This is a genomic window from Salmonella sp. 32020114201800008SM (assembly GCF_017572025.1).
GTDB classification, from domain to species: Bacteria; Pseudomonadota; Gammaproteobacteria; order Enterobacterales; family Enterobacteriaceae; genus Salmonella; species Salmonella enterica.
Genome location: NZ_JAGEQM010000002.1, coordinates 579,132 through 603,160 on the forward strand (window position 1 = coordinate 579,132; position 24,029 = coordinate 603,160).

20 protein-coding genes and 2 pseudogenes are annotated in these 24,029 nt (G+C 53.4%); 11 read left to right on the forward strand and 11 right to left on the reverse strand.

Going from position 1 to position 24,029, the window contains the following annotated elements; genetic code table 11:
- Positions 1-46 precede the first annotated feature (46 nt).
- The 4 genes from lpxC (at position 47) to mutT (ending at position 5,054) form a co-directional block, all read left to right on the forward strand.
- Entirely contained in the window at positions 47-964 is a 918-nt protein-coding gene (gene lpxC / locus J4613_RS08755; protein ID WP_000595487.1) for a UDP-3-O-acyl-N-acetylglucosamine deacetylase, read from the forward strand.
- Between the two features lie 278 nt (positions 965-1,242).
- Positions 1,243-1,740, forward strand: coding sequence for a secA translation cis-regulator SecM (gene secM, locus J4613_RS08760; RefSeq protein WP_198871417.1), 498 nt, complete (start codon positions 1,243-1,245; stop codon positions 1,738-1,740).
- A 61-nt stretch (positions 1,741-1,801) separates the two neighbouring features.
- Positions 1,802-4,507, forward strand: coding sequence for a preprotein translocase subunit SecA (gene secA / locus J4613_RS08765; RefSeq protein ID WP_000905756.1), 2,706 nt, complete (start codon positions 1,802-1,804; stop codon positions 4,505-4,507).
- Between the two features lie 151 nt (positions 4,508-4,658).
- The gene (mutT, locus tag J4613_RS08770) at positions 4,659-5,054 is read left to right on the forward strand and encodes an 8-oxo-dGTP diphosphatase MutT (RefSeq protein ID WP_000736062.1); all 396 of its coding nucleotides are present in this window, start codon (positions 4,659-4,661) and stop codon (positions 5,052-5,054) included.
- A 33-nt stretch (positions 5,055-5,087) separates the two neighbouring features.
- On the opposite strand, the pseudogene J4613_RS22865 reads toward mutT, so the two are convergent.
- A pseudogene (locus J4613_RS22865) lies at positions 5,088-5,237 on the reverse strand (aldo/keto reductase); the annotation flags it as partial.
- Positions 5,238-5,271: 34 nt separating this feature from the next.
- On the opposite strand from J4613_RS22865, the pseudogene J4613_RS08775 reads away from it, so the two are divergent.
- Positions 5,272-5,379: pseudogene (locus tag J4613_RS08775) on the forward strand (LysR family transcriptional regulator); the annotation flags it as partial.
- Here the strand turns inward: J4613_RS08775 and yacG are convergent.
- From yacG to coaE, 3 genes are read right to left on the reverse strand one after another with little or no spacing between them, the layout of a single operon-like run.
- The gene (gene yacG / locus J4613_RS08780) at positions 5,376-5,567 is read right to left on the reverse strand and encodes a DNA gyrase inhibitor YacG (RefSeq protein ID WP_001286419.1); all 192 of its coding nucleotides are present in this window, start codon (positions 5,565-5,567) and stop codon (positions 5,376-5,378) included. The pseudogene J4613_RS08775 and the gene yacG sit on opposite strands and share 4 nt — an antisense overlap.
- A gap of 9 nt (positions 5,568-5,576) precedes the next feature.
- Positions 5,577-6,320 carry a cell division protein ZapD gene (gene zapD, locus J4613_RS08785; RefSeq protein ID WP_000557443.1) on the reverse strand — a complete coding sequence of 248 codons (744 nt, stop codon included), beginning with the start codon at positions 6,318-6,320 and terminating at the stop codon, positions 5,577-5,579.
- Positions 6,320-6,940, reverse strand: coding sequence for a dephospho-CoA kinase (coaE, locus tag J4613_RS08790; protein WP_001270913.1), 621 nt, complete (start codon positions 6,938-6,940; stop codon positions 6,320-6,322). Before coaE ends, zapD begins: the two co-directional genes overlap by 1 nt.
- Positions 6,941-7,165: 225 nt before the next feature.
- On the opposite strand from coaE, the gene J4613_RS08795 reads away from it, so the two are divergent.
- The gene (locus tag J4613_RS08795) at positions 7,166-8,209 is read left to right on the forward strand and encodes a GMP reductase (protein ID WP_001217365.1); all 1,044 of its coding nucleotides are present in this window, start codon (positions 7,166-7,168) and stop codon (positions 8,207-8,209) included.
- A 30-nt stretch (positions 8,210-8,239) separates the two neighbouring features.
- On the opposite strand, the gene hofC is transcribed toward J4613_RS08795, so the two are convergent.
- The 4 genes from hofC to nadC form a co-directional block, all read right to left on the reverse strand.
- Positions 8,240-9,442 carry a protein transport protein HofC gene (hofC, locus tag J4613_RS08800; protein ID WP_000114103.1) on the reverse strand — a complete coding sequence of 401 codons (1,203 nt, stop codon included), beginning with the start codon at positions 9,440-9,442 and terminating at the stop codon, positions 8,240-8,242.
- Complete coding sequence (gspE, locus tag J4613_RS08805; protein ID WP_020839589.1) at positions 9,432-10,817, reverse strand: type II secretion system protein GspE; 1,386 nt, start codon at positions 10,815-10,817, stop codon at positions 9,432-9,434. The genes hofC and gspE overlap by 11 nt, the downstream gene beginning before the upstream one ends.
- Positions 10,818-10,826: 9 nt before the next feature.
- Positions 10,827-11,264: a prepilin peptidase-dependent pilin gene (gene ppdD / locus J4613_RS08810; protein WP_020839588.1), complete on the reverse strand. Its 438-nt coding sequence runs from the start codon at positions 11,262-11,264 to the stop codon at positions 10,827-10,829.
- Positions 11,265-11,485: 221 nt separating this feature from the next.
- Positions 11,486-12,379 carry a carboxylating nicotinate-nucleotide diphosphorylase gene (gene nadC, locus J4613_RS08815; RefSeq protein ID WP_111742462.1) on the reverse strand — a complete coding sequence of 298 codons (894 nt, stop codon included), beginning with the start codon at positions 12,377-12,379 and terminating at the stop codon, positions 11,486-11,488.
- Positions 12,380-12,466: 87 nt separating this feature from the next.
- Here nadC and ampD point away from each other — a divergent pair, with 87 nt between their 5' ends.
- Both ampD and ampE read left to right on the forward strand, forming a co-directional pair.
- The gene (gene ampD, locus J4613_RS08820; RefSeq protein WP_000936326.1) at positions 12,467-13,030 is read left to right on the forward strand and encodes a 1,6-anhydro-N-acetylmuramyl-L-alanine amidase AmpD; all 564 of its coding nucleotides are present in this window, start codon (positions 12,467-12,469) and stop codon (positions 13,028-13,030) included.
- Positions 13,027-13,881, forward strand: a complete 855-nt coding sequence (gene ampE / locus J4613_RS08825) for a beta-lactamase regulator AmpE (RefSeq protein WP_000172039.1) — start codon at positions 13,027-13,029, stop codon at positions 13,879-13,881. Before ampD ends, ampE begins: the two co-directional genes overlap by 4 nt.
- A gap of 91 nt (positions 13,882-13,972) precedes the next feature.
- On the opposite strand, the gene J4613_RS08830 is transcribed toward ampE, so the two are convergent.
- The 3 genes from J4613_RS08830 to aroP form a co-directional block, all read right to left on the reverse strand.
- A complete protein-coding gene (locus J4613_RS08830; protein ID WP_023210551.1) occupies positions 13,973-14,923 on the reverse strand; it encodes a family 43 glycosylhydrolase in 951 nt (316 codons plus the stop codon).
- Positions 14,923-16,329: an MFS transporter gene (locus tag J4613_RS08835; protein WP_000357540.1), complete on the reverse strand. Its 1,407-nt coding sequence runs from the start codon at positions 16,327-16,329 to the stop codon at positions 14,923-14,925. Before J4613_RS08835 ends, J4613_RS08830 begins: the two co-directional genes overlap by 1 nt.
- 163 nt (positions 16,330-16,492) lie before the next feature.
- A complete protein-coding gene (gene aroP / locus J4613_RS08840) occupies positions 16,493-17,866 on the reverse strand; it encodes an aromatic amino acid transporter AroP (RefSeq protein WP_198871418.1) in 1,374 nt (457 codons plus the stop codon).
- Between the two features lie 562 nt (positions 17,867-18,428).
- Here aroP and pdhR point away from each other — a divergent pair.
- From pdhR to aceF, 3 genes are all read left to right on the forward strand, one after another.
- Entirely contained in the window at positions 18,429-19,193 is a 765-nt protein-coding gene (gene pdhR, locus J4613_RS08845) for a pyruvate dehydrogenase complex transcriptional repressor PdhR (RefSeq protein WP_000331771.1), read from the forward strand.
- Between the two features lie 159 nt (positions 19,194-19,352).
- Entirely contained in the window at positions 19,353-22,016 is a 2,664-nt protein-coding gene (aceE, locus tag J4613_RS08850; protein WP_000003852.1) for a pyruvate dehydrogenase (acetyl-transferring), homodimeric type, read from the forward strand.
- Between the two features lie 14 nt (positions 22,017-22,030).
- Entirely contained in the window at positions 22,031-23,920 is a 1,890-nt protein-coding gene (gene aceF / locus J4613_RS08855) for a pyruvate dehydrogenase complex dihydrolipoyllysine-residue acetyltransferase (RefSeq protein ID WP_000963594.1), read from the forward strand.
- Positions 23,921-24,029 lie beyond the last annotated feature (109 nt).

Below are 24,029 nucleotides of genomic sequence, written 5' to 3' on the forward strand. Positions count from 1 at the left end.
TGTATAGTACACTTCGGTTGGATAGGTAATTTGGCGAGATTATACGATGATCAAACAAAGGACACTTAAACGTATCGTTCAGGCGACTGGCGTCGGTTTACACACCGGCAAAAAAGTCACCCTGACATTACGCCCTGCGCCGGCCAATACCGGGGTCATCTATCGTCGCACCGACTTGAATCCACCGGTAGATTTCCCGGCCGATGCCAAATCTGTGCGTGATACCATGCTCTGTACGTGTCTGGTGAATGAGCATGATGTACGGATTTCAACCGTTGAGCACCTGAACGCTGCTCTGGCGGGCTTAGGTATCGATAACATCGTTATTGAGGTTAATGCCCCGGAAATCCCGATCATGGATGGCAGTGCCGCTCCGTTTGTCTACCTGCTGCTTGATGCCGGTATTGATGAACTGAACTGCGCCAAAAAATTCGTACGCATCAAAGAGACTGTTCGGGTTGAAGATGGCGATAAATGGGCTGAATTCAGACCGTACAATGGTTTTACGTTGGATTTCACCATCGACTTTAACCATCCGGCGATCGATTCCAGCAGCCAGCGCTACGCGATGAACTTCTCTGCGGATGCGTTCATGCGCCAGATCAGCCGTGCGCGTACCTTCGGTTTTATGCGTGATATCGAATATCTGCAGTCCCGCGGCCTGTGCCTGGGCGGCAGCTTCGATTGTGCCATCGTTGTTGACGATTATCGCGTATTGAACGAAGACGGCCTGCGTTTTGAAGATGAATTCGTTCGTCACAAAATGCTCGACGCGATCGGTGACTTGTTCATGTGTGGTCACAATATTATTGGTGCGTTTACCGCGTATAAATCCGGTCACGCATTGAATAACAAATTGTTACAGGCAGTCCTGGCAAAACAGGAAGCTTGGGAATTTGTGACCTTCCAGGACGACGCAGAACTGCCGTTGGCTTTCAAAGCGCCTTCGACGGTACTGGCATAACGACATACGCTGTCGTATAAAATTCGACTGGTTAACCTGGCACTCTCTCCGGCCAGGCGAGCCAGTCGTTTTTTTTACTATCCTTTATCTGCGCTTTCCTTAATACAGCCATTTTGACAGGGTTAAATGGAAACACGGCGCGTTCGCTGTTTTCTTAGCCGATTTTCACCTTAGCTTCTCGTCATTACTGCTGTAGCGCGTACGCTTTAATGATAAGATTTGTGCGCAAATTGTTTTGATTCCGTAAGCCCATGAGGGGCATATCAGGTGGCAATGACGTGAGTGGAATACTGACGCGCTGGCGACAGTTAGGCAGACGATACTTCTGGCCGCATCTCTTATTAGGGATGGTCGCGGCGAGTTTTGGTTTGCCCGCGCTCAGTAACGCCGCTGAAACCAATACGCCTGCAAGGACGACCGCCAGCACCGCGTCTAAAGTTAACTTTAGCCATCTTGCGCTGTTAGAAGCCTCTAACCGTCGTCCCAATTTCACCGTAGATTACTGGCATCAGCACGCTATTCGCACGGTGATTCGCCACCTTTCTTTTGCAATGGCGCCGCAAACGCTGCCCGTTGCCGACGCGCCGTCGCCATTACAGGCGCATCATATCGCCTTACTGAATACGCTCAGCGCGATGCTCACGCTGGAGGGCACGCCGCCGGCGATTGTTCGTCGCCTCTCCCTGGCGTATTTTGCGCCACAAACCGCATTTAGCATCCCGGCCTGGATAAGTCAGGCGCAGGGTATCCGCGCCGGTCCGCAACGTCTCAGCTAACGAAAAAAGACCCTTTTACTTTATTTGTAGCTCCGCGGCGCGGGGCATTTGAGACTTTATTATGCTAATCAAATTATTAACCAAAGTATTCGGTAGCCGTAACGATCGTACGCTGCGTCGTATGCGTAAGGCCGTCAGCCTTATTAATGCGATGGAACCGGAGATGGAAAAACTCTCCGATGACGAACTGAAAGCGAAAACCAACGAATTTCGTGCCCGTATTGAAAAAGGCGAAAGCGTAGAGAGCCTGATTCCGGAAGCGTTCGCGGTGGTGCGTGAAGCCAGTAAACGCGTCTTTGGGATGCGTCACTTCGACGTTCAGCTATTGGGTGGTATGGTGCTCAACGATCGCTGTATCGCCGAAATGCGTACTGGTGAAGGTAAAACGCTGACCGCAACGCTGCCAGCCTACCTGAACGCGTTGTCCGGCAAAGGCGTTCATGTGGTAACCGTGAACGACTATCTGGCGCAGCGTGACGCCGAAAACAACCGTCCGCTATTCGAATTCCTCGGTATGTCCGTTGGTATCAACCTGCCAGGTATGCCTGCGCCAGCCAAACGTGAAGCTTACGCTGCCGACATCACTTACGGCACTAACAACGAATACGGTTTTGACTACCTGCGCGACAACATGGCGTTCAGCCCGGAAGAGCGCGTACAGCGTAAACTGCATTATGCGCTGGTGGATGAGGTCGACTCCATCCTGATCGATGAAGCGCGTACGCCGCTGATCATTTCCGGCCCGGCGGAAGATAGCTCGGAAATGTACAAAAAAGTGAACAAAATCATTCCGCACCTGATTCGTCAGGAGAAAGAAGATTCTGACACTTTCCAGGGCGAAGGCCACTTCTCCGTTGATGAGAAAGCGCGCCAGGTTAACCTGACCGAACGCGGTCTGGTGCTGATTGAAGAGCTACTGGTGCAAGAAGGCATTATGGATGAGGGCGAGTCGCTCTACTCGCCTGGCAATATTATGCTGATGCATCACGTCACCGCCGCGCTGCGCGCGCACGCGCTATTTACCCGTGACGTGGATTACATTGTGAAAGACGGCGAAGTCATCATTGTTGATGAACATACCGGTCGTACCATGCAGGGGCGTCGCTGGTCTGACGGTCTGCACCAGGCGGTAGAAGCGAAAGAAGGCGTTGAAATTCAGAATGAAAACCAGACGCTGGCGTCTATCACCTTCCAGAACTACTTCCGTCTGTATGAAAAGCTGGCCGGTATGACCGGTACGGCGGATACTGAAGCCTTCGAATTTAGCTCTATCTATAAGCTGGACACCGTCGTTGTTCCGACCAACCGTCCGATGATCCGTAAAGATTTGCCGGATCTGGTCTACATGACCGAAGCGGAAAAAATCCAGGCCATTATCGAAGATATTAAAGAACGTACCGCGAACGGTCAGCCAGTGCTGGTCGGGACGATTTCTATCGAGAAATCTGAAGTGGTCTCCAGAGAGCTGACCAAAGCGGGCATCAAACATAACGTACTGAACGCAAAATTCCACGCCAACGAAGCAGGCATCGTTGCGCAGGCTGGTTATCCAGCGGCGGTCACTATCGCTACCAACATGGCGGGTCGTGGTACCGATATTATGCTGGGTGGTAGCTGGCAGGCGGAAGTCGCCGCGCTCGAAGCGCCGACGGAAGAACAGATTGCGCAGATTAAAGCGGACTGGCAGGTACGCCATGACGCGGTTCTGGCTGCCGGCGGTCTGCATATCATTGGCACCGAGCGCCATGAATCCCGCCGTATCGACAACCAGCTGCGTGGCCGTTCCGGTCGCCAGGGCGATCCGGGTTCTTCCCGTTTCTACCTGTCGATGGAAGATGCGCTGATGCGTATTTTCGCCTCCGATCGTGTCTCCGGTATGATGCGTAAACTGGGGATGAAGCCGGGCGAAGCGATTGAGCACCCGTGGGTGACGAAAGCTATCGCTAACGCGCAGCGTAAAGTAGAAAGCCGTAACTTCGATATTCGTAAGCAACTGCTGGAATATGATGATGTGGCGAACGATCAGCGTCGTGCAATTTATACCCAGCGTAACGAACTGCTGGATGTGTCTGACGTGAGCGACACCATTAACAGCATTCGCGAAGATGTCTTTAAGGCGACTATCGACGCCTACATTCCGCCGCAGTCGCTGGAAGAGATGTGGGATATCCCGGGTTTGCAGGAACGCCTGAAAAACGACTTCGACCTGGAGATGCCGATTGCCGAATGGCTGGATAAAGAGCCGGAGCTGCATGAGGAGACGCTGCGTGAGCGCATCCTGGCGCAGTCCATCGAGGTGTATCAGCGTAAAGAAGAGGTGGTTGGCGCTGAAATGATGCGTCATTTCGAAAAAGGCGTGATGCTGCAAACGCTCGATTCCCTGTGGAAAGAGCACCTGGCGGCGATGGATTACCTGCGTCAGGGTATTCATCTGCGCGGCTATGCGCAAAAAGATCCGAAGCAGGAATACAAGCGCGAATCCTTCGCTATGTTCGCCGCGATGCTGGAATCGCTGAAATATGAAGTGATCAGTACCCTGAGCAAAGTCCAGGTACGTATGCCGGAAGAGGTCGAAGCGATGGAAATGCAGCGTCGCGAAGAGGCGGAGCGCCTGGCGCAGATGCAGCAGCTAAGCCATCAGGATGACGATGCCGCCGTGGCTGCCGATCTGGCCGCCCAAACCGGCGAACGTAAGATTGGACGTAACGATCCTTGCCCTTGCGGTTCCGGTAAGAAATACAAACAGTGTCACGGTCGCCTGAGCTAATGCGATAAACTTACCGGCCTGATAAGACATAATGTGTTGCCATCAGGTCGGTGCTGGCATTATTGCCGAAGGGCGCTACGCTTATTCGGCCTGGCATTGAACACAGATAAAAAGGCGCAGGCGACTGCGCCTTTTTTATGGATGCAACAAGATGAAAAAACTGCAAATCGCGGTTGGGATTATCCGCAACCCGAACGACGAAATTTTTATTACCCGACGCGCCGCTGATGCGCATATGGCGAACAAGCTGGAATTTCCCGGCGGAAAAATTGAAGCCGGCGAAACACCAGAGCAGGCGTTGATCCGGGAGCTACAGGAAGAGGTGGGGATTACGCCAACACAGGTGACATTATTCGACACTCTGGAATATCAATTCCCGGATAGACACATTACGCTGTGGTTTTGGCTGGTTGAACGCTGGGATGGCGAACCGTGGGGGAAAGAAGGACAGCCGGGACGGTGGATCGCGCAGAACGCGTTGAGTACGGACGATTTTCCGCCGGCCAATGAACCGATTATTCGTAAATTACGCCAATTTGCGCTTTAGTGGGGGATCGCAACACGATCCCCATCGATCTTATTAGCGATTTAATGTCGACATAATTTCCGGCCAGTAGCGGGGGCCGGCCGCGGCGTCGTGAGGAAAAACCGCCTCAATTGCCGTCAGCTCCTGCGGGCTTAGGGTCAGTGATAACGCGCCGAGGTTTTCATCCACCCTGGCGCAGTGGCGGCTACGTTTCTGTTATAGCCTAATCTCGCCGGTTTATTTGTATTATCCCGGCCGCGCGCATATGGCGCCAAAACTACGCGTATTTATTGATTATTTTTGTCATAAGGCGATATTGCCATCTCAACAGAGCCATCACTGTTAGCGCTCTTCGCTCCAGTCGTCGCTATCAGACTGGTCGCCGCTGCTGGCGATTCGTTTCTCTTCGGCGGCCCATTCGCCCAAATCAATTAACTGACAGCGTTTAGAACAAAATGGGCGGAAGGGGCTAATTTCCCCCCAGACGACCGGTTTACCGCAGGTCGGACAGTTTACGACGGTCACGTCAGACATTTTTACTCCTTAGCAACAGGCCAGTTCAAAATCAAGACGCTCCGGCACCAGACCATTTTCACTATCCAGCGGCATAAAGCGAATGGCAAAACGGCTCTTATGGCCGGAAATTTGCGGATAAAGTTGTGAATCGAGCGTCAGCATAAGACGCAGCAAATCGGCGTCGTCCCCGTTATCCTGATAAAAACCGTTCAGGCTGGTTTGCTTACGGAAAGGCGCTGAATTACGGATCAGATCAAGCACCAGCGTCAGCGCCTGGGTGAGGGGATTCAGGCTGGCAAGCCAGGTTTCAATCTGGGCGTCGCGCTGCGCCTGTTGTAGGTGCAACCAGATATGCAGAGTGGGTAAATCGAAACTGCAACAGCCGCCAGGAATACTTAAGCGTTGACGCACAAGGGCAATCAAGCGATCTTCGCGTAGCTGCTGGCCAATCCTCGGGGCGGAGATCAGCACGCTGCCCGCCGATTTTAACTGCTGGCGCAGGGCTTCAATACGGTCTTGATCGACGCCGGGAACCTCAACCCAGGCCTGTAATTTACGCTGCTGGCGCTCCAGTTCTTTCAGCAGTTCGGTACGGACTTCGCCCCGTTCGAACACATCCAGTAGATCGCTGATATTACGGAAAAAATGCAGTGCGCCAGCATGGTCTGCAATTGGCAGGTTGATGGAGAGCTGTTGGATCAAAAACTCTATGCGCAGCCACGTACGCATCTTCTCATTGAGAGGGTGTTCAAATAGGACCTGGGTGTGCATTACGGTTTTTCCTGTGAGACAAACTGCGACGCGAGCTTAAGATAACTGGCGTGCAGGCGGGCCACATCTGATGCGATAGCATCCGGTGCGCCGTTATTATCAATAACATCGTCCGCCACGGCAAGGCGCGCTTCACGCGTCGCCTGCGCAGCGAGAATGTGTTCAACATGCTCGCGCGTAACATCATCACGCTGCATTGTGCGTATGAGCTGCGTTTCGGGCGTCACGTCAACCACCAGTACGCGGTTGGCTTTTTGATACAGCCTGTTTTCAACCAGCAGAGGCACAACCCATAACACATAGGGCGACGTAGCCTGTTGAAACTGTCGTTGGGTTTCCTGCTGAATTAAGGGGTGAAGCAGGGCGTTAAGCCAGGCTTTTTCTTCCGGATGCGAAAAAATACGCTCACGCAGCGCCCGGCGACGTAACGTGCCGTCGGCGGCGATAAGTTCAGAACCAAAATGTTCCGCTATTGCGTTCAGGGCGGGCTGCCCTGGCTCAACCATCTGGCGCGCAATAATATCCGCGTCGATGACGGTTATTCCGAGGTCAGCGAAGGCATCAGCGACGGTACTTTTACCGCTGCCAATACCGCCGGTTAAGGCTACGGTATACCTCATATCTCCAGCTTCCGGAATTTTAGTTTGACAATCAAAAGGTTAAATTTTAAGCATGCAAAGACGATACGCTCTGAGCATTAACCTACTATTCGCCAGGTAAATTTATGGGATTGTAACGTAAAAAAAGAGAATTTCGCAGTCTTGTACGGCCATGATTAGTGCGTATGATAGCGTCACTGGAGTTGTGAGTTTCGATTTTTCGCCATTAACCCCAGGAATCCGTACATGCGTATTGAAGAAGATCTGAAGTTAGGTTTTAAAGACGTTCTTATCCGTCCTAAGCGTTCTACCCTCAAAAGCCGTTCCGATGTCGAACTGGAACGTCAATTCACCTTTAAACACTCAGGTCAGACCTGGTCTGGCGTACCGATTATTGCGGCCAATATGGATACCGTCGGGACGTTTGAAATGGCGCAAGCATTGGCCGGGTTTGATATTCTGACTGCTGTACATAAACATTATACCGTTGAAGAGTGGGCAGCTTTTATCAACACGGCTTCGGCTGATGTTCTGAAGCATGTGATGGTTTCCACCGGGACCTCTGATGCTGATTTCGAAAAAACCGTGCAGATTCTGGCGCTGAATCCTGCGCTGAACTTTGTCTGTATTGATGTGGCCAATGGCTATTCAGAACATTTTGTGCAGTTCGTCGCGAAAGCACGTGAAGCATGGCCGACAAAAACAATCTGCGCAGGCAATGTGGTAACGGGCGAGATGTGCGAAGAGCTTATCCTCTCCGGCGCCGATATCGTGAAAGTGGGAATTGGTCCCGGCTCCGTATGCACGACGCGTGTAAAAACCGGCGTCGGTTATCCGCAACTGTCGGCGGTTATCGAATGTGCTGACGCGGCGCATGGCCTGGGCGGCATGATCGTCAGCGATGGCGGCTGCACCATGCCAGGCGACGTAGCAAAAGCCTTCGGCGGCGGCGCGGATTTCGTTATGTTGGGCGGTATGCTGGCGGGTCACGAAGAGAGCGGCGGCAGCGTGGTAGAAGAGAATGGCGAGAAATTCATGCTGTTCTACGGCATGAGTTCGGAATCTGCGATGAACCGTCATGTCGGCGGCGTTGCGAAATACCGCGCGGCAGAAGGTAAAACGGTTAAATTGCCGCTGCGTGGGCCGGTGGGCAATACCGCCCGCGATATCCTGGGCGGTCTACGCTCAGCCTGCACTTATGTCGGCGCGTCTCGCCTGAAAGAGTTGACCAAACGCACCACCTTTATTCGGGTGCAGGAACAAGAAAACCGCATTTTCAATAGCCTCTAATATTCTGGCTGGCGTAAATGTGCGCCAGCCTTATCCCATCCCGCTCATCGCGTCTCCCAGATGAAAAATCGGCAAATACATCGCCACCACCAGCGTACCGATAATTAAGCCGGTGATGATCAATAACGCCGGTTCCAACAGCGACGCCAGATTATCGGCCAGCGCCAGCGTAGTTTCACTGTGGTGACGGGCAAGGTTATGCAGCATGATATCGAGTGAACCGGACGCTTCGCCCGTTCTGACCAGTTGCAGGCATAGCGGACTAAATTCCTGGGTATTTTTTAGCGCCAACCAGACCGGATTGCCCGCGGCGATCTCCTGATGTACCTGCGTTAAACGCTGTGACCAGTAAGGGCAGCCGAGACTATCGATAGCGCTTTCCAGTCCCTGAAGAAAAGGAATACCTGCGCTTTGGGTTAATGCCAGTACGGTGAATATTTGCGCTAGTTTCTGGCCTCTTATCAGGCGACCCATAACGGGAAGCCGTAGCAGAAGACGCTGCCGCTGCGCTTGCCAGGACGGCTTTTGTTTTACCCTGCGGTGAGCGATAGCAACGAGCATCGTCAGGAACAAGATGAGCCAACCCCATGCCGACCCCCATTGCGCTATCGCGATAATACCGCGTGTCAGAAGAGGAAGCGGGGTATTGAAGCTACGGTAAATGGCGGCAAATTCCGGCAGGACAAAGTGCAGCATGGCGAAAACGACCAGGGCGACCATTGTCAGAATAATGGCGGGATAGCGCAGCGCCTTTTTCACGCTAACCGTAATCTGCCGTTGCGCTTTTTGCTGACGAGCCAGTTCAAAGCAGCATTCGGCCAGTTTGCCGGTCAGTTCTCCGGTGCGGATCATCGTCTGGTAGAGCGGCGGAAATACCTGCGGCCAGGAGACTAATGCGCTGGAAAAAGGGACGCCCTGTTCAAGCTCGTGAGCCAGCGTGCGCAACAGCGCTTGCCATTGTCGGTGGGGATGCTGTTTCGCAAGGAGTTCCAGCCCTTCAGAAAGCGTCAGCCCGGCATGAATGAGCGTGGCCAACTGATGAATAATTTCAGCGCTTTGCTCTTCTTTCCACAGTGCGGCATTAACGCCTATGCGCTTGATGCGAAGCGGCATAATGCGCTGATGTTGCAGGGTGATGATCAGCGCCAGACGATTGTCCACCCATACAACGTCTTGTTCCAGTTGACCTTTATCGTTAACGCCTTGCCAGCGCCAGAGCTGTTTAACGCTCATGGGGCATTCCCAGAACGCGCAGTATCTCTTCAAAGGACGTCATGCCTTGCTCAACGGCGCGACAGCCATTTTCAAAAAGCGTCCCTGTACCGGTCTGTTGGAGGTGGGCTTCCAGTGCTTGCGCCGATGCGCCGCTCGCAATTAACTGACGTAATGCCGGGGTAACAGTTAACACTTCGAATAACGCGGTTCGGCCATAAAAGCCGTGGTAGCAATGCTGACAGCCGCTTGCCTGCCAGCGCGGTAGCGCGCTGGGCCAAAGATTGGGCGATAGTACCACGGGATCGCTCAGGCGATGTTTGCAGTGCGGGCAAAGCTTCCTTACCAGGCGTTGCGCTACCACCAGCGTAAGCGCCGATGAGATCATCCAGCGTGCTACGCCCATTTGCTGCAAACGTATCAGGGTTTCACTGGTGGAGTTCGTATGTAGCGTTGAAAGTACCAGATGGCCCGTTTGTGCCGCCTTAATGGCGATTTCTGCGGTGTCGCCGTCACGAATTTCACCTACCATGATGATGTCAGGGTCCTGGCGTAATAGCGCACGCAGCACATTTTGAAAGGTGAGCCCGGCGCGGGGATGGATCTGCGTCTGGTTAATCCCATCCAGTGGAATTTCTATCGGATCCTCAACGCTACAGAGGTTGATACCCGGCGTATTCCGGGTTTGTAGCGCGCTGTATAGCGTGACCGTTTTTCCGCTACCGGTGGGGCCAGTCACCAGTACCAGCCCCTGAGGTTGCTGTAGGGCTTGTCTAAAAGCGGTAAGTTGTGCCCCGTACATGCCCAGCGTGTCCAGATCCAGCGTTTGTTCAACCTGATGCAACAACCGTAAGACGACTTTTTCGCCTTCTTTACAGGGAAGCGTGGCGATACGAAAAGAGATGCTGTCTCCCGACAGATCAACGGTAAATTGCCCGTCCTGCGGCAGTCGATGTTCAGCGATGTCCAAATTTCCCAGGACTTTCAATCTGGCCGTCAGCGCAAGCCCCGTCTCTTTGGCGATGTCCTGCAGAATATGAAGAACGCCGTCGATGCGGAGTCTTATTCGGTAGCGGCTGGCGCCGGGTTCGAGATGGATATCAGAGGCGCGTTTCGCCATCGCCGAGCGTAATGTCTGATTGAGAAGCTGGGCTGCGGTTTCTCCGCCTTTCGCGGCGTTTGCCGAGGGTGCCTGATCCGGCTTATGCCGATGATTTTCCATTTGCTGGCGAGTCCAGCACACAATATCAATCTGTTTTTGCGTGGCGAAATGCAGAGCGTCCAGTAACGCATGAGAGGGCGCGTCGACCACCGCAACAGTGATACTGTTGCTGGCGCTATTGATCAGTACAGCCTGATGACGTTGACACAAGGTGTTGAGCTGAGCGTCTTTCATCTTGTCTCCTTAGTTGGCGTCAAAACGGAAGACATCTTCACAAGCCTGTTGTAACGCGCTGTCGCTTTGAATATTGCAGTTACGCGTCCAGCCGGTAATGCCGTTAGCATTGTCCCAGGCGGGCGTCATGATGACGCTAAGCCCGCTCAGACTCTCCTGGCCGGTAAGCGTGATGACGCCTTTTTCCACGCTCATGCCCGAAACATAACGGGTGATGGCGGGCGAGGGGATACCGTTGACGCCCGCATCGCATGTGCTCGTCCCACCATGTTCCAGAGCGCAGAGTTCGACGGCGGTACGGTAGGGGACAAACGTTTGCAACATATCCGTCAGCGCCGCTTTACGCAGATAGTTCTGGTAAGCCGGAATGCCGATGGCGCTTAAAATGGCGATGATGCCAATAACGACCATCAATTCGATAAGCGTGAAACCGCGTTGTTTTTCCATTGTTCGCTCCTTGAGTTAGCTGGCGCTACTGTGGCAAACGAGGAAAGAGCGGGCGAGCGGCAAAAGGTAAAACGGGAAGGCGGATTCTGAAGATTTTTGCTGCGTTACATGACACGGCAACGTTATTGCGAGGCGCTACGAATATTTTACCGAATCACGACGCGGATCTACGGACAGGTGATTTATAGACCCGACGGCGCAGCGCCATCGGGCGGAGAGGATCAGCAAAAACGCATGGAGAGATCGAGCGCGCGTACGTGCTTGGTCAGCGCGCCAACGGAGATGAAATCCACCCCGGTTTCAGCAAATTCGCGTAAGGTTTCCGCGGTGACGTTGCCGGATACTTCCAGCCGCGCCTGGCCGTTGACGCGTTTCACCGCCTCGCGCATCTGGTCGGTGTTGAAATTATCCAGCATGATAATATCCGCGCCTGCTTTCAGCGCATCGTCCAGTTCATCCAGATTTTCGACCTCGACTTCTACCGGCACGTCCGGATGTAGCCAGAACGCTTTTTCCACCGCCTGACGAACCGAACCGGAGGCGATAATATGGTTTTCTTTAATCAGGAACGCGTCAGTGAGGCCCAGACGATGATTGGCGCCGCCGCCGCATAAAACCGCATATTTGAGCGCGGTGCGCAGACCCGGCAGCGTTTTACGCGTGTCGAGCAACTGGGTTTGGGTGCCAGCCAGCAGTCCAACGTAGCGGCGTACTTCACTGGCGACGCCGGAAAGGGTCTGGACAAAGTTTAGCGCCGTGCGCTCGCCGGTCAGCAATACGCGAGCCGGGCCGTTCAGTTCAAACACTGTTTGGTTGGCGTGAATGGCGTCGCCGTCATCGACATGCCAGGTGAGGCGCACATCATCGCCCGCCAGTTGGATGAAGACCTCTTCAACCCAGCGCTTGCCGCAGAAAACGCCGTCTTCACGAGTGATCACCGTGGCATGGGCTTGCGTATCTGCCGGCAAAAGTTGCGCGGTGATATCGTTGCCAGCATCGACTTCTCCACCTAAATCTTCATGCAGCGCCTGAGCAACGGCGGCAGGGATATCGAGATTAATGCGTTCCAGTAGCGCGTCACGTCGGTCGTCTGGGTTATAACGGCGAGGCGGCATGATAAAACTCCAAATTGCTAACGAATCATAAGGTAGAAACATGCTACTCTGAAGCAGCTATAAGCACCACTCAAAAGGAGACTCCGCATGTTGCCAGATAAGGGTTGGTTGGTAGAGGCGCGACGCGTCCCTTCTCCGCATTATGATTGCCGTCCGGATGACGAAAAACCGTCCTTGCTGGTGGTGCATAATATTAGCCTGCCCCCCGGCGAGTTTGGCGGTCCGTGGATCGATGCATTATTCACCGGAACGATAGATCCAGACGCCCATCCTTTTTTTGCAGAAATCGCTCATCTTCGTGTTTCGGCCCATTGTCTGATTCGTCGCGACGGTGAAATTGTCCAGTATGTGCCTTTTGATAAGCGTGCGTGGCATGCGGGCGTATCAAACTATCAGGGGCGGGAACGTTGTAATGATTTCTCCATTGGTATTGAGCTGGAGGGGACGGATACGCTGGCTTATACCGATGCGCAGTATCAGCAGCTAGCCGCCGTGACGCGCACGCTTATCGCTTGCTATCCGGCGATCGCCGACAATATGACCGGACACTGCAACATTGCGCCTGACCGCAAAACGGACCCTGGCCCTGCCTTTGACTGGCCGCGCTTTCGCGCTTTGGTAGCCCTCTCGTCGCACAAGGAGATGACATGACGCTGTTTACGACATTACTGGTGCTGATTGTCGAGCGCCTGTTTAAGCTGGGCGAGCACTGGCAGCTCGATCATCGGCTGGAGGCGCTATTCCGTCGGATTACGCATTTTTCGATGTTGCGCACGATGGGAATGACGGCGATCGCGATGGTGGTGACTTTTCTACTGCTCCAGGCGCTAAAAGGGCTGCTATTTAACGTGCCGACGCTGGTGGTGTGGATTCTCCTGGGCGTGCTGTGTATCGGCGCGGGCAAAGTGCGAGTACATTATCACGCCTGGCTGAAAGCGGCGTCCCGTAACGATCCGCATCCTTGCGAGGCGATGGCCAGCGAGCTTACGCTGATTCACGGCGTGCCGCCGGATTGTAATGAGCGTGAATTTTTGCGTGAGCTGCAAAATGCGTTGTTATGGATAAATTTCCGTTTTTACCTCGCACCGCTATTTTGGTTTATCGTTGGCGGTCCGTGGGGGCCGGTAACGCTGGTGGGCTATGCGTTTTTACGGGCCTGGCAGACCTGGCTGGCGCGCTATCAGACGCCGCACCAGCGTTTGCAATCCGGCATTGACGCTATTCTTCATGTGCTGGACTGGATTCCGGTACGTCTGGCGGGCGTAGTGTATGCATTACTGGGGCATGGCGAGAAAGCGTTGCCGGCCTGGTTTGCCTCGCTGGCGGATCTGCATACTTCGCAATATCAGGTGCTCACACGTCTGGCGCAGTTCTCACTGGCGCGCGAACCGCATACTGACAAAGTAGAAACCCCCAAAGCGGCGGTGTCGATGGCGAAGAAGGCCTCGTTTGTGGTGGTGGTGATTATTGCGTTGCTCACCATTTATGGGGCATTAGTGTAATGTTGTGCCGATGGCGCTAACGCTTATGCTGCCTACAATGGAAAAATCTGTAGGCCCGGTAAGCGTTAACGCCACCGGGCAGTGCAACGGCTTAGATCGTATCGGCTGGCGGCACGCCAAAATCAGGCATCCCGTTTTCGTCCCAGCGCACCCGTTTCAGACGCGTATGGCGGTTGGGATCGTACAACGGATCGCCTTCAATTTCGGTGTAATTTCTCGCGTGGTACACCAGTACATCTTCACCTTCCGGCGTTTGCGTAAAGCTGTTGTGTCCCGGCCCATACTGGCGATTTTCATAGCTGGTGGTAAAGACCGGGCGCGGTGATTTATGCCAGTTGGCCGGATCGCGCGGATCGTCGTTTACGTTAATCCACAGTAATCCCATACAGTAGTTTTCATCGGTGGCGCTGGCCGAATAGCTAATAAACAGCTTGTCGCCATGCACCACGACGGCCGGACCTTCGTTAACCCAAAAACCCCGACACTCCCAGTCGTACTCTGGCTTACTGAGTCTTACCGGCTCGCCTTTAATCGTCCACGGATTTTCCAGTTCAGCCAGATAAATATTTGAGTTACCGGCAATATCCGGCGCTTTTTGCGCCCACAGATACCACTGCTTTCCCTGATGATAAAAAGTGGTGGCATCGAGGGCGAAGGTATCAAACGGTGTTTTAATTTGACCTTTCTCCGTCCACTTGCCGGTGAGTGGGTCGGCATCGGCGCACTCCAGGGTAAACATGCGATGCTGGAACATTCCCAGCTTATCAAGCGCTTGAGTATGGGTAGCGGCAAAATAGATGTACCACTTGCCGTTGATGCGGTGCATTTCCGGTGCCCAGATGAGCTGGCTCATCGGGCCACTTTCCGGTTTGCGCCAGACGACAACGGGGTCGGCGGCGCGCAACCCTTCCAGCGAATCAGCCCGGCGGATTTCCAGCCTGTCATATTCCGGTACGGAGGCAATAAAGTAGTAATCGCTGCCGTCGCGTAAAATAAACGGATCGGCACGTTGTTCAATAAACGGGTTTGGCCAGTTTGCCATCAGGCTTTCCTTACGCTTTCAGCGGCGTTGAGCTCCTGCAACTCACTCAATTCGCGGTAATTAGTGCGACGTTTTTCCAAATCGTCCTGGATTTTTTTCATCAGTTCACGGTCAACTTTCAGCAGACGTACCACGCCTGCGGTAATCAGATAGCCAACGCCGGGGATAACGGTAAACAACAGCATAATACCGTTCATCGCCGAGGCGCTTTGCGCTTTAGCGCTGGCGTCATAACCGTACCAGGAGAGCAAAAAGCCGACCATCGCCCCGGCAATCGCCAGGCCCAGCTTGAGGAAGAACAGGTTACCGGAGAAGCTGATACCGGTAATGCGTTTGCCGGTTTTCCATTCGCCGTAATCATCGACGTCCGCCATCAGCGACCAGTGCAGCGGGGAAGGGATCTGATGCAGAATATTGAGCAGGAAGTAGAGCGCCACTATCATCACGGTGGCTTTCGGATCAAAGAAATAGAACGCGCAGGAGAAAATCGCCAGCGCAATATTGGTCCAGAAAAATACCTTCAATTTACACCAGCGATCGGTTAAGACTTTTGCCAGCATACTGCCGATCATCATACCGACCACGCCAAGACTAATAAAAAGCGTAGCGAAATGGGTGCTTTGTCCCATCACCCAGGTGACGTAATACATGGTCGCCGCCATACGGATAAACCCCGGGCAGACGTTACATAAGGTCAATAGCAGAATGCGTACCCATTGATCGTTTTTCCACACATCTTTGAAATCATTCTTCATATCATCGTGCGTCGGAACGGCAGGGCGGACGCGTTCGCGGACGCTGGCAAAGCAGAACAGAAACATACCCATGCCGATAATCGCCAGCACGGTCATCGCCAACTGATAGCCTTTGGCTTTGTCGCCGCCGCCAAACCAGTCCACCATCGGCAATAGCGTTAACGATAGCAACAGCGTCGCGATGCCGACTAACACGAAGCGATAAGCCTGACAGGCCACGCGCTCTTTTGGATCGTTGGTGATCACGCCGCCCAGTGAGCAATAGGGAATATTGATGGCGGTGTAGGTCACGGAAAGCAGAAAATAGGTGACGAAAGCATAGACAACTTTGCTGTTATAGCCCCAGTCCGGCGTCGTGAACATCAGCACGCTGAACAGCGCGTAGGGAAATGCAATCCACAGTAGCCAGGGGCGGAAACGACCATATTTACTTTGGGTACGATCGGCAAGCGCGCCCATCACCGGATCGGTAACGGCATCGATAACGCGTACTGAAAGGAGTAAAACACCGACTAACGCCGGGGCAAGACCAAAAATATCCGTATAAAAATAATTAACAAACAGCATGATAGCGCCAAAAATAATGTTACATCCGGCGTCACCCATGCCATACCCGATTTTCTCTCTTACCGAAAGTCTGCCCTTATCCATTGAGACTTCTCCCCATCAGATGATGGCGGTAATTATTCGCCTGCGAGCTTTTTTTTGCGTAGCAGGATCACGCCGCTGATATGGATAAAATGGTTATACGTGGGAAACTGTGAGGCAGATAACACCCTCCCCGGACGGGGAGGGCGGAAAAGTAACGTCACGATCAGTGGGCTTTCACCGTTTTTGCCGTTTTTTCTTTACACAGGTAGCCGACGCCCAGGATGAGCAGCCATACCGGAATCAGCCACACGGAGATCGCCATACCTGGCGTCATCAGCATAATGATCAATACCGCCGCCATAAACAGCAGGCAGAGAACATTGCCGAACGGATAAAACAGGGCCGGGAAGCGGGTTTTCACGCCCTGCTGCTGTTTCGCGCGACGGAACATCATATGGGCAAGGCTAATCATCGCCCAGTTAATGACCAGCGCGGAGACCACCAGCGCCATCAGCAGTCCGAATGCGGACTCTGGGGCCAGGTAGTTGAGCAGCACGCACAACGCCGTCACGACGGCGGAAACCAAAATGGAGCTCACCGGCACGCCGCGTTTGTCGACGTTCAGCAGCGCTTTCGGCGCATTTCCCTGCTGGGCCAGACCGAACAGCATACGGCTGTTGCAGTAAACGCAGCTGTTATAAACCGATAGCGCGGCGGTGAGAACCACGATATTCAGCGCATTGGCGACAAACGTATCGCCCAGCTCATGGAAGATAAGGACAAATGGGCTGGTATCGGCGGTGACGCGAGTCCATGGCAGCAGCGAAAGCAGAACCGCCAGCGAGCCGATATAAAAAATCAGGATGCGATAGATAACCTGATTAGTGGCTTTGGGGATGCTCTGTTCCGGGTTATCGGCTTCAGCGGCGGTGATCCCTACCAGCTCCAGTCCGCCGAACGAAAACATAATAATGGCCATCATCATCACCAGCCCGGTCCAGCCATGCGGCAGAAAGCCGCCCTGTTCCCACAGGTTGCGCACGGTGGCCTGCGGACCAGCGGTATCGCTGAAGAGTAACCACGCGCCGAACAGAATCATAGCGATGACGGCGATCACTTTAATAATGGCGAACCAAAACTCCATCTCACCGAACACTTTAACGTTGGTCAGGTTGATGGCGTTGATAATCACAAAGAAGGCTGCCGCAGAAGTCCAGGTGGGGATCTCCGGATACCAGAACTGGATATATTTACCCACTGCGGTCAGTTCCGCCATGGCAACTAATACGTACAGCACCCAGTAGTTCCAGCCGGAAGCGAATCCGGCAAAGCCGCCCCAGTATTTATAGGCGAAGTGGCTAAAAGAGCCGGCGACCGGTTCTTCAACCACCATCTCCCCCAGCTGGCGCATAATCAGAAAGGCAATAAAGCCTGCAATCGCATAGCCCAGGATAATTCCTGGCCCCGCCGACTGAATAACGGAGGCGCTTCCCAGGAACAAGCCTGTCCCTATCGCGCCGCCCAATGCGATAAGCTGAATATGGCGGTTTTTCAGGCCGCGCTTGAGCTGCTCGCCGTGCTGCTGACTGTCCATTATAAAACCTCGTGTATCGGGCGCGGTTTATTCATAACGCGCTTATTTTGAACGATGCAGTAGTGCGTGTGTAAGTTTGCAATTCCGCTTTTTGTATTGATTTATTTACAGATTCGTTTTTTTAAATGTCACTTCAACTCTTTCGTCTTGATCAGAATAATGGTATGTGGCCGCGAATGCACCTGCTTTGTGCAGGGGTGATGACGAGTTGCGTAAAAAGAAAGCACTTGTAAATACCTCCTTTTATTTTCCCTTACAGATGTTAATTTGTTTTTATTCATTATTTATGCATAAAAATGCATTTAATCTACTGTTGAATCGGTTCAGATGAGATTTTTTATCGTTTCAAATACGTTAAATCTACCTCCAGGTGGGTAAATTTAACATTTGTGCACAGTTACAGTTTTGAAACATGATTTCTGTAAAATTGTTAAAATGTGCCTCCTTTACTGATTTCAATCAAAACCTGTATGGACAGAAGGTGAATACTTTGTTACTTTAGCGTCACAGACATGAAATTGGTAAGACCAATTGACTCCGGGCAAATGGCTTAAGACAGGAAATCATGGCCTACAGCAAAATCCGCCAACCAAAACTCTCCGATGTGATCGAGCAGCAGCTGGAGTTTTTAATCCTTGAGGGAACATTGCGTCCCGGAGAAAAACTCCCACCGGAACGTGAACTGGCAAAACAGTTCGACGTCTCCCGTCCCTCCTTGCGCGAGGCGATTCAACGTCTCGAAGCGAAGGGATTGTTGCTTCGTCGTCAGGGCGGCGGAACCTTCGTGCAGAGCAGCCTGTGGCAGAGCTTTAGCGACCCGCTGGTGGAACTGCTCTCCGATCACCCTGAATCCCAGTTTGACCTGCTCGAAACGCGCCATGCTCTGGAAGGCATTGCGGCTTATTACGCGGCGCTGCGCAGCACCGATGAAGATAAAGACCGTATTCGCGAGCTGCACCATGCTATTGAGCTGGCGCAAGAGTCCGGCGATCTGGATGCCGAGTCCGAAGCCGTGCTCCAGTATCAAATCGCCGTCACCGAAGCGGCGCACAACGTGGTATTGCTTCATCTGCTAAGGTGTATGGAGCCGATGCTGGCGCAAAACGTGCGGCAGAACTTCGAATTGCTGTATGCGCGTCGGGAGATGCTGCCGCTGGTGAGTACGCATCGCACCCGTATATTTGAAGCCATTATGGCCGGAAAACCAGAAGAAGCGCGTGAAGCGTCACACCGACATCTGGCGTTTATCGAAGAGATTATGCTGGACAGAAGCCGTGAGGAGAGCCGTCGTGAACGCGCTTTACGCCGCCTGGAACAGCGCAAGAATTAGTTTTTTCTGGCAGAACGTTAACCAGAAGATGTTGTGAATAACGCGCAAAAATGTGCGCGGCAACTAAACGCAGAACCTGTCTTATTAAGCTTTCTCACGAAAGTTTAATGGGACAGGTTCCAGATAACTCAACGTATTAGATAGATAAGGAATACCCCCATGTCAGAACGTTTCCAAAATGACGTGGATCCGATCGAAACTCGCGACTGGCTACAGGCGATCGAATCGGTCATCCGTGAAGAAGGTGTTGAGCGCGCTCAGTATCTGATTGACCAACTGCTTTCTGAAGCTCGTAAAGGCGGCGTGAAAGTCGCGGCAGGCGCAGGGGCCAGTAATTACATCAACACTATTGCCGTTGAAGACGAACCGGAATACCCGGGCAATCTGGAGCTGGAACGTCGCATTCGTTCTGCGATCCGCTGGAACGCCATCATGACCGTGCTGCGCGCGTCTAAAAAAGACCTTGAGTTGGGCGGCCACATGGCGTCCTTCCAGTCTTCCGCCACGATCTATGATGTCTGTTTCAACCATTTCTTCCGTGCGCGCAACGAACAGGATGGCGGCGACCTGGTGTACTTCCAGGGCCACATCTCTCCGGGCATCTACGCTCGCGCGTTCCTGGAAGGTCGTCTGACCCAGGAACAGATGGATAACTTCCGTCAGGAAGTTCACGGCAATGGCCTCTCTTCCTATCCGCACCCGAAACTGATGCCGGAATTCTGGCAGTTCCCGACCGTCTCTATGGGGCTGGGCCCAATCGGTGCTATCTACCAGGCGAAATTCCTGAAATATCTGGAACACCGTGGCCTGAAAGATACCTCTAAACAGACCGTTTACGCCTTCCTCGGCGACGGCGAGATGGATGAGCCGGAATCCAAAGGCGCGATCACCATCGCCACCCGTGAAAAACTGGACAACCTGGTCTTTGTTATCAACTGTAACCTGCAGCGTCTTGATGGCCCGGTCACCGGTAACGGCAAGATTGTTAACGAACTGGAAGGCATCTTTGCAGGTGCTGGCTGGAACGTGATCAAAGTCATGTGGGGCGGTCGTTGGGATGAACTGCTGCGTAAAGACACCAGCGGTAAGCTTATCCAGCTGATGAACGAAACCGTTGACGGTGACTACCAGACCTTCAAATCCAAAGACGGCGCTTACGTACGTGAGCACTTCTTCGGTAAATATCCGGAAACCGCCGCGCTGGTGGCTGACTGGACTGACGAGCAGATTTGGGCGCTGAACCGCGGTGGTCACGATCCGAAGAAAGTTTACGCGGCACTGAAAAAAGCGCAGGAAACCAAAGGCAAAGCGACCGTAATCCTGGCCCATACCATTAAAGGTTACGGCATGGGTGACACCGCGGAAGGTAAAAACATCGCTCACCAGGTTAAGAAAATGAACATGGACGGCGTGCGTTACGTCCGCGATCGTTTCAACGTGCCGGTTGCCGATGCTGATCTCGAAAAACTGCCGTACATTACCTTCCCGGAAGGTTCTGAAGAACACAAGTACCTGCATGAACGCCGTCAGGCGCTGCATGGCTACCTGCCAAGCCGTCAGCCGAACTTCACCGAGAAGTTAGAGCTGCCTCAACTTTCAGATTTCGGCGCGCTGCTGGAAGAGCAAAGCAAAGAGATTTCCACCACTATCGCTTTCGTGCGTGCTCTGAACGTGATGCTGAAGAACAAGTCGATCAAAGATCGCCTGGTGCCGATCATCGCCGACGAAGCGCGTACTTTCGGTATGGAAGGTCTGTTCCGTCAGATTGGTATCTACAGCCCGAACGGCCAGCAGTACACCCCGCAGGACCGTGAGCAGGTTGCTTACTACAAAGAAGACGAGAAAGGCCAGATTCTGCAGGAAGGTATCAACGAGCTGGGCGCAGGCGCATCCTGGCTGGCTGCGGCGACCTCTTACAGCACCAACGATCTGCCGATGATCCCGTTCTATATCTACTACTCCATGTTCGGGTTCCAGCGTATCGGCGACCTGTGCTGGCAGGCTGGCGACCAGCAGGCTCGCGGCTTCCTGATCGGCGGGACTTCCGGTCGTACTACGCTGAACGGCGAAGGTCTGCAGCACGAAGATGGTCACAGCCACATTCAGTCGCTGACTATCCCGAACTGTATCTCTTACGACCCGGCTTACGCTTACGAAGTGGCTGTCATCATGCATGATGGTCTGGAGCGTATGTACGGTGAGAAACAAGAGAACGTTTACTACTACATCACCACCCTGAACGAAAACTACCACATGCCGGCCATGCCAGCAGGTGCCGAGGAAGGTATCCGTAAAGGTATCTACAAACTCGAAACCCTTGAAGGTAGCAAAGGTAAAGTTCAGCTGCTGGGCTCCGGTTCTATCCTGCGTCACGTGCGTGAAGCGGCACAGATCCTGGCGAAAGACTACGGCGTAGGTTCTGACGTGTACAGCGTAACCTCCTTCACCGAACTGGCGCGTGATGGTCAGGATTGTGAGCGCTGGAACATGCTGCACCCGCTGGAAACCCCGCGCGTACCGTACATCGCTCAGGTGATGAACGACGCTCCGGCAGTGGCATCTACTGACTATATGAAACTGTTCGCCGAGCAGGTTCGTACTTACGTACCGGCTGACGACTATCGCGTACTGGGTACGGATGGCTTCGGTCGTTCCGACAGCCGTGAGAACCTGCGTCACCACTTCGAAGTTGATGCTTCTTATGTGGTTGTCGCAGCGCTGGGCGAACTGGCTAAACGTGGCGAAATCGACAAGAAAGTGGTAGCGGATGCGATTACCAAATTCAACATCGATGCAGATAAAGTTAACCCGCGTCTGGCGTAAGAGGTAAAAGAATAATGGCTATCGAAATCAAAGTACCGGACATCGGGACAGATGAAGTTGAAATCACCGAGATTCTGGTCAAAGTGGGCGACAAAGTGGAAGCTGAACAGTCGCTGATCACCGTAGAAGGCGACAAAGCCTCTATGGAAGTCCCGTCTCCGCAGGCTGGCGTCGTGAAAGAGATCAAAGTCTCTGTCGGCGACAAAACTGAGACCGGTGCACTTATCATGATTTTCGATTCCGCCGACGGTGCAGCTGACGCTGCACCTGCTAAGGCAGAAGAGAAGAAAGAAGCGGCTCCGGCAGCAGCACCTGCTGCGGCAGCGGCGAAAGACGTTCACGTTCCGGATATCGGCAGTGACGAAGTTGAAGTGACTGAAGTGATGGTGAAAGTGGGCGACACCGTTGAAGCTGAACAGTCGCTGATCACCGTCGAAGGCGACAAGGCCTCTATGGAAGTTCCTGCTCCGTTTGCAGGTACCGTGAAAGAGATCAAAGTGAACACCGGCGACAAAGTCTCTACCGGCTCTCTGATTATGGTCTTCGAAGTGGCGGGTGAAGCAGGCGCAGCAGCACCAGCGAAAGCGGAAGCCGCTCCGGCTGCGGCTGCTCCAGCAGCAGCGACGGGCGTGAAAGACGTTAACGTACCGGATATCGGCGGCGACGAAGTTGAAGTCACCGAAGTGATGGTCAAAGTCGGCGATAAAGTTGCCGCTGAACAGTCGCTGATCACCGTGGAAGGCGACAAAGCCTCTATGGAAGTTCCTGCGCCGTTCGCGGGCACCGTGAAAGAAATCAAAATCAGCACCGGTGATAAAGTGAAAACCGGTTCTCTGATTATGGTCTTCGAAGTAGAAGGCGCAGCGCCTGCGGCCGCTCCGGCTAAACAGGAAGCGGCGGCACCGGCTCCGGCGGCGAAAGCTGAGAAGCCAGCGGCTCCGGCTGCCAAAGCGGAAGGCAAATCTGAGTTCGCTGAAAACGACGCTTACGTTCACGCTACCCCACTGATTCGCCGTCTGGCGCGCGAGTTTGGCGTCAACCTGGCGAAAGTGAAAGGCACCGGTCGTAAAGGCCGTATTCTGCGCGAAGACGTTCAGGCTTACGTGAAAGACGCAATCAAACGCGCGGAAGCTGCGCCGGCTGCTGCGGGCGGTGGTATCCCGGGTATGCTGCCGTGGCCGAAAGTGGACTTCAGCAAGTTTGGTGAAGTTGAAGAAGTGGAACTGGGCCGTATCCAGAAAATCTCTGGCGCGAACCTGAGCCGTAACTGGGTGATGATCCCGCACGTTACGCACTTCGACAAAACCGATATCACCGATCTGGAAGCGTTCCGTAAACAGCAGAACGCCGAAGCTGAGAAGCGCAAACTGGATGTGAAATACACGCCAGTGGTCTTCATCATGAAAGCGGTTGCCGCTGCTCTGGAACAGATGCCGCGCTTCAACAGCTCTCTGTCCGAAGACGGTCAGCGTCTGACCCTGAAAAAATACATCAACATCGGCGTGGCGGTTGATACCCCGAATGGCCTGGTGGTTCCGGTCTTTAAAGACGTGAATAAGAAGAGCGTGACCGAGCTGTCTCGTGAACTGACCACCATCTCCAAAAAAGCGCGTGATGGTAAGCTGACCGCTGGCGAAATGCAGGGTGGTTGCTTCACTATCTCCAGCATCGGCGGCCTGGGAACTACCCACTTTGCGCCGATTGTCAACGCGCCGGAAGTGGCTATCCTCGGCGTTTCTAAGTCGGCGATGGAACCGGTGTGGAATGGGAAAGAGTTTGTGCCGCGTCTGATGATGCCTATCTCTCTTTCTTTCGACCACCGTGTGATCGATGGTGCTGATGGTGCGCGTTTCATTACCATTATCAACAATATGTTGTCTGACATTCGCCGTCTGGTGATGTAAGCGAAAAAGCCGGCCCGACGGCCGGCTTTTTTTTGATAATCTCATGTATTTTGTGAGGTTATTAGCGAAAGCGATAATTCGTGATCCGTTTGTTGTTTCAAAATTGTTA

Bases quoted from the DNA above. Each gene is read 5' to 3' on its own strand.
- gspE (WP_020839589.1), bottom strand. From the start codon at position 10,817: ATGAAAGACGCTCAGCTCAACACCTTGTGTCAACGTCATCAGGCTGTA.
- nadC (WP_111742462.1), bottom strand. From the start codon at position 12,379: ATGCCGCCTCGCCGTTATAACCCAGACGACCGACGTGACGCGCTACTG.
- lpxC (WP_000595487.1), top strand. From the start codon at position 47: ATGATCAAACAAAGGACACTTAAACGTATCGTTCAGGCGACTGGCGTC.
- mutT (WP_000736062.1), top strand. From the start codon at position 4,659: ATGAAAAAACTGCAAATCGCGGTTGGGATTATCCGCAACCCGAACGAC.
- pdhR (WP_000331771.1), top strand. From the start codon at position 18,429: ATGGCCTACAGCAAAATCCGCCAACCAAAACTCTCCGATGTGATCGAG.
- coaE (WP_001270913.1), bottom strand. From the start codon at position 6,940: ATGAGGTATACCGTAGCCTTAACCGGCGGTATTGGCAGCGGTAAAAGT.
- ampD (WP_000936326.1), top strand. From the start codon at position 12,467: ATGTTGCCAGATAAGGGTTGGTTGGTAGAGGCGCGACGCGTCCCTTCT.
- J4613_RS08830 (WP_023210551.1), bottom strand. From the start codon at position 14,923: ATGGCAAACTGGCCAAACCCGTTTATTGAACAACGTGCCGATCCGTTT.
- zapD (WP_000557443.1), bottom strand. From the start codon at position 6,320: ATGCACACCCAGGTCCTATTTGAACACCCTCTCAATGAGAAGATGCGT.
- J4613_RS08835 (WP_000357540.1), bottom strand. From the start codon at position 16,329: ATGGATAAGGGCAGACTTTCGGTAAGAGAGAAAATCGGGTATGGCATG.
- hofC (WP_000114103.1), bottom strand. From the start codon at position 9,442: ATGAGCGTTAAACAGCTCTGGCGCTGGCAAGGCGTTAACGATAAAGGT.
- aceE (WP_000003852.1), top strand. From the start codon at position 19,353: ATGTCAGAACGTTTCCAAAATGACGTGGATCCGATCGAAACTCGCGAC.
- secA (WP_000905756.1), top strand. From the start codon at position 1,802: ATGCTAATCAAATTATTAACCAAAGTATTCGGTAGCCGTAACGATCGT.
- J4613_RS08795 (WP_001217365.1), top strand. From the start codon at position 7,166: ATGCGTATTGAAGAAGATCTGAAGTTAGGTTTTAAAGACGTTCTTATC.
- yacG (WP_001286419.1), bottom strand. From the start codon at position 5,567: ATGTCTGACGTGACCGTCGTAAACTGTCCGACCTGCGGTAAACCGGTC.
- ppdD (WP_020839588.1), bottom strand. From the start codon at position 11,264: ATGGAAAAACAACGCGGTTTCACGCTTATCGAATTGATGGTCGTTATT.
- aceF (WP_000963594.1), top strand. From the start codon at position 22,031: ATGGCTATCGAAATCAAAGTACCGGACATCGGGACAGATGAAGTTGAA.
- ampE (WP_000172039.1), top strand. From the start codon at position 13,027: ATGACGCTGTTTACGACATTACTGGTGCTGATTGTCGAGCGCCTGTTT.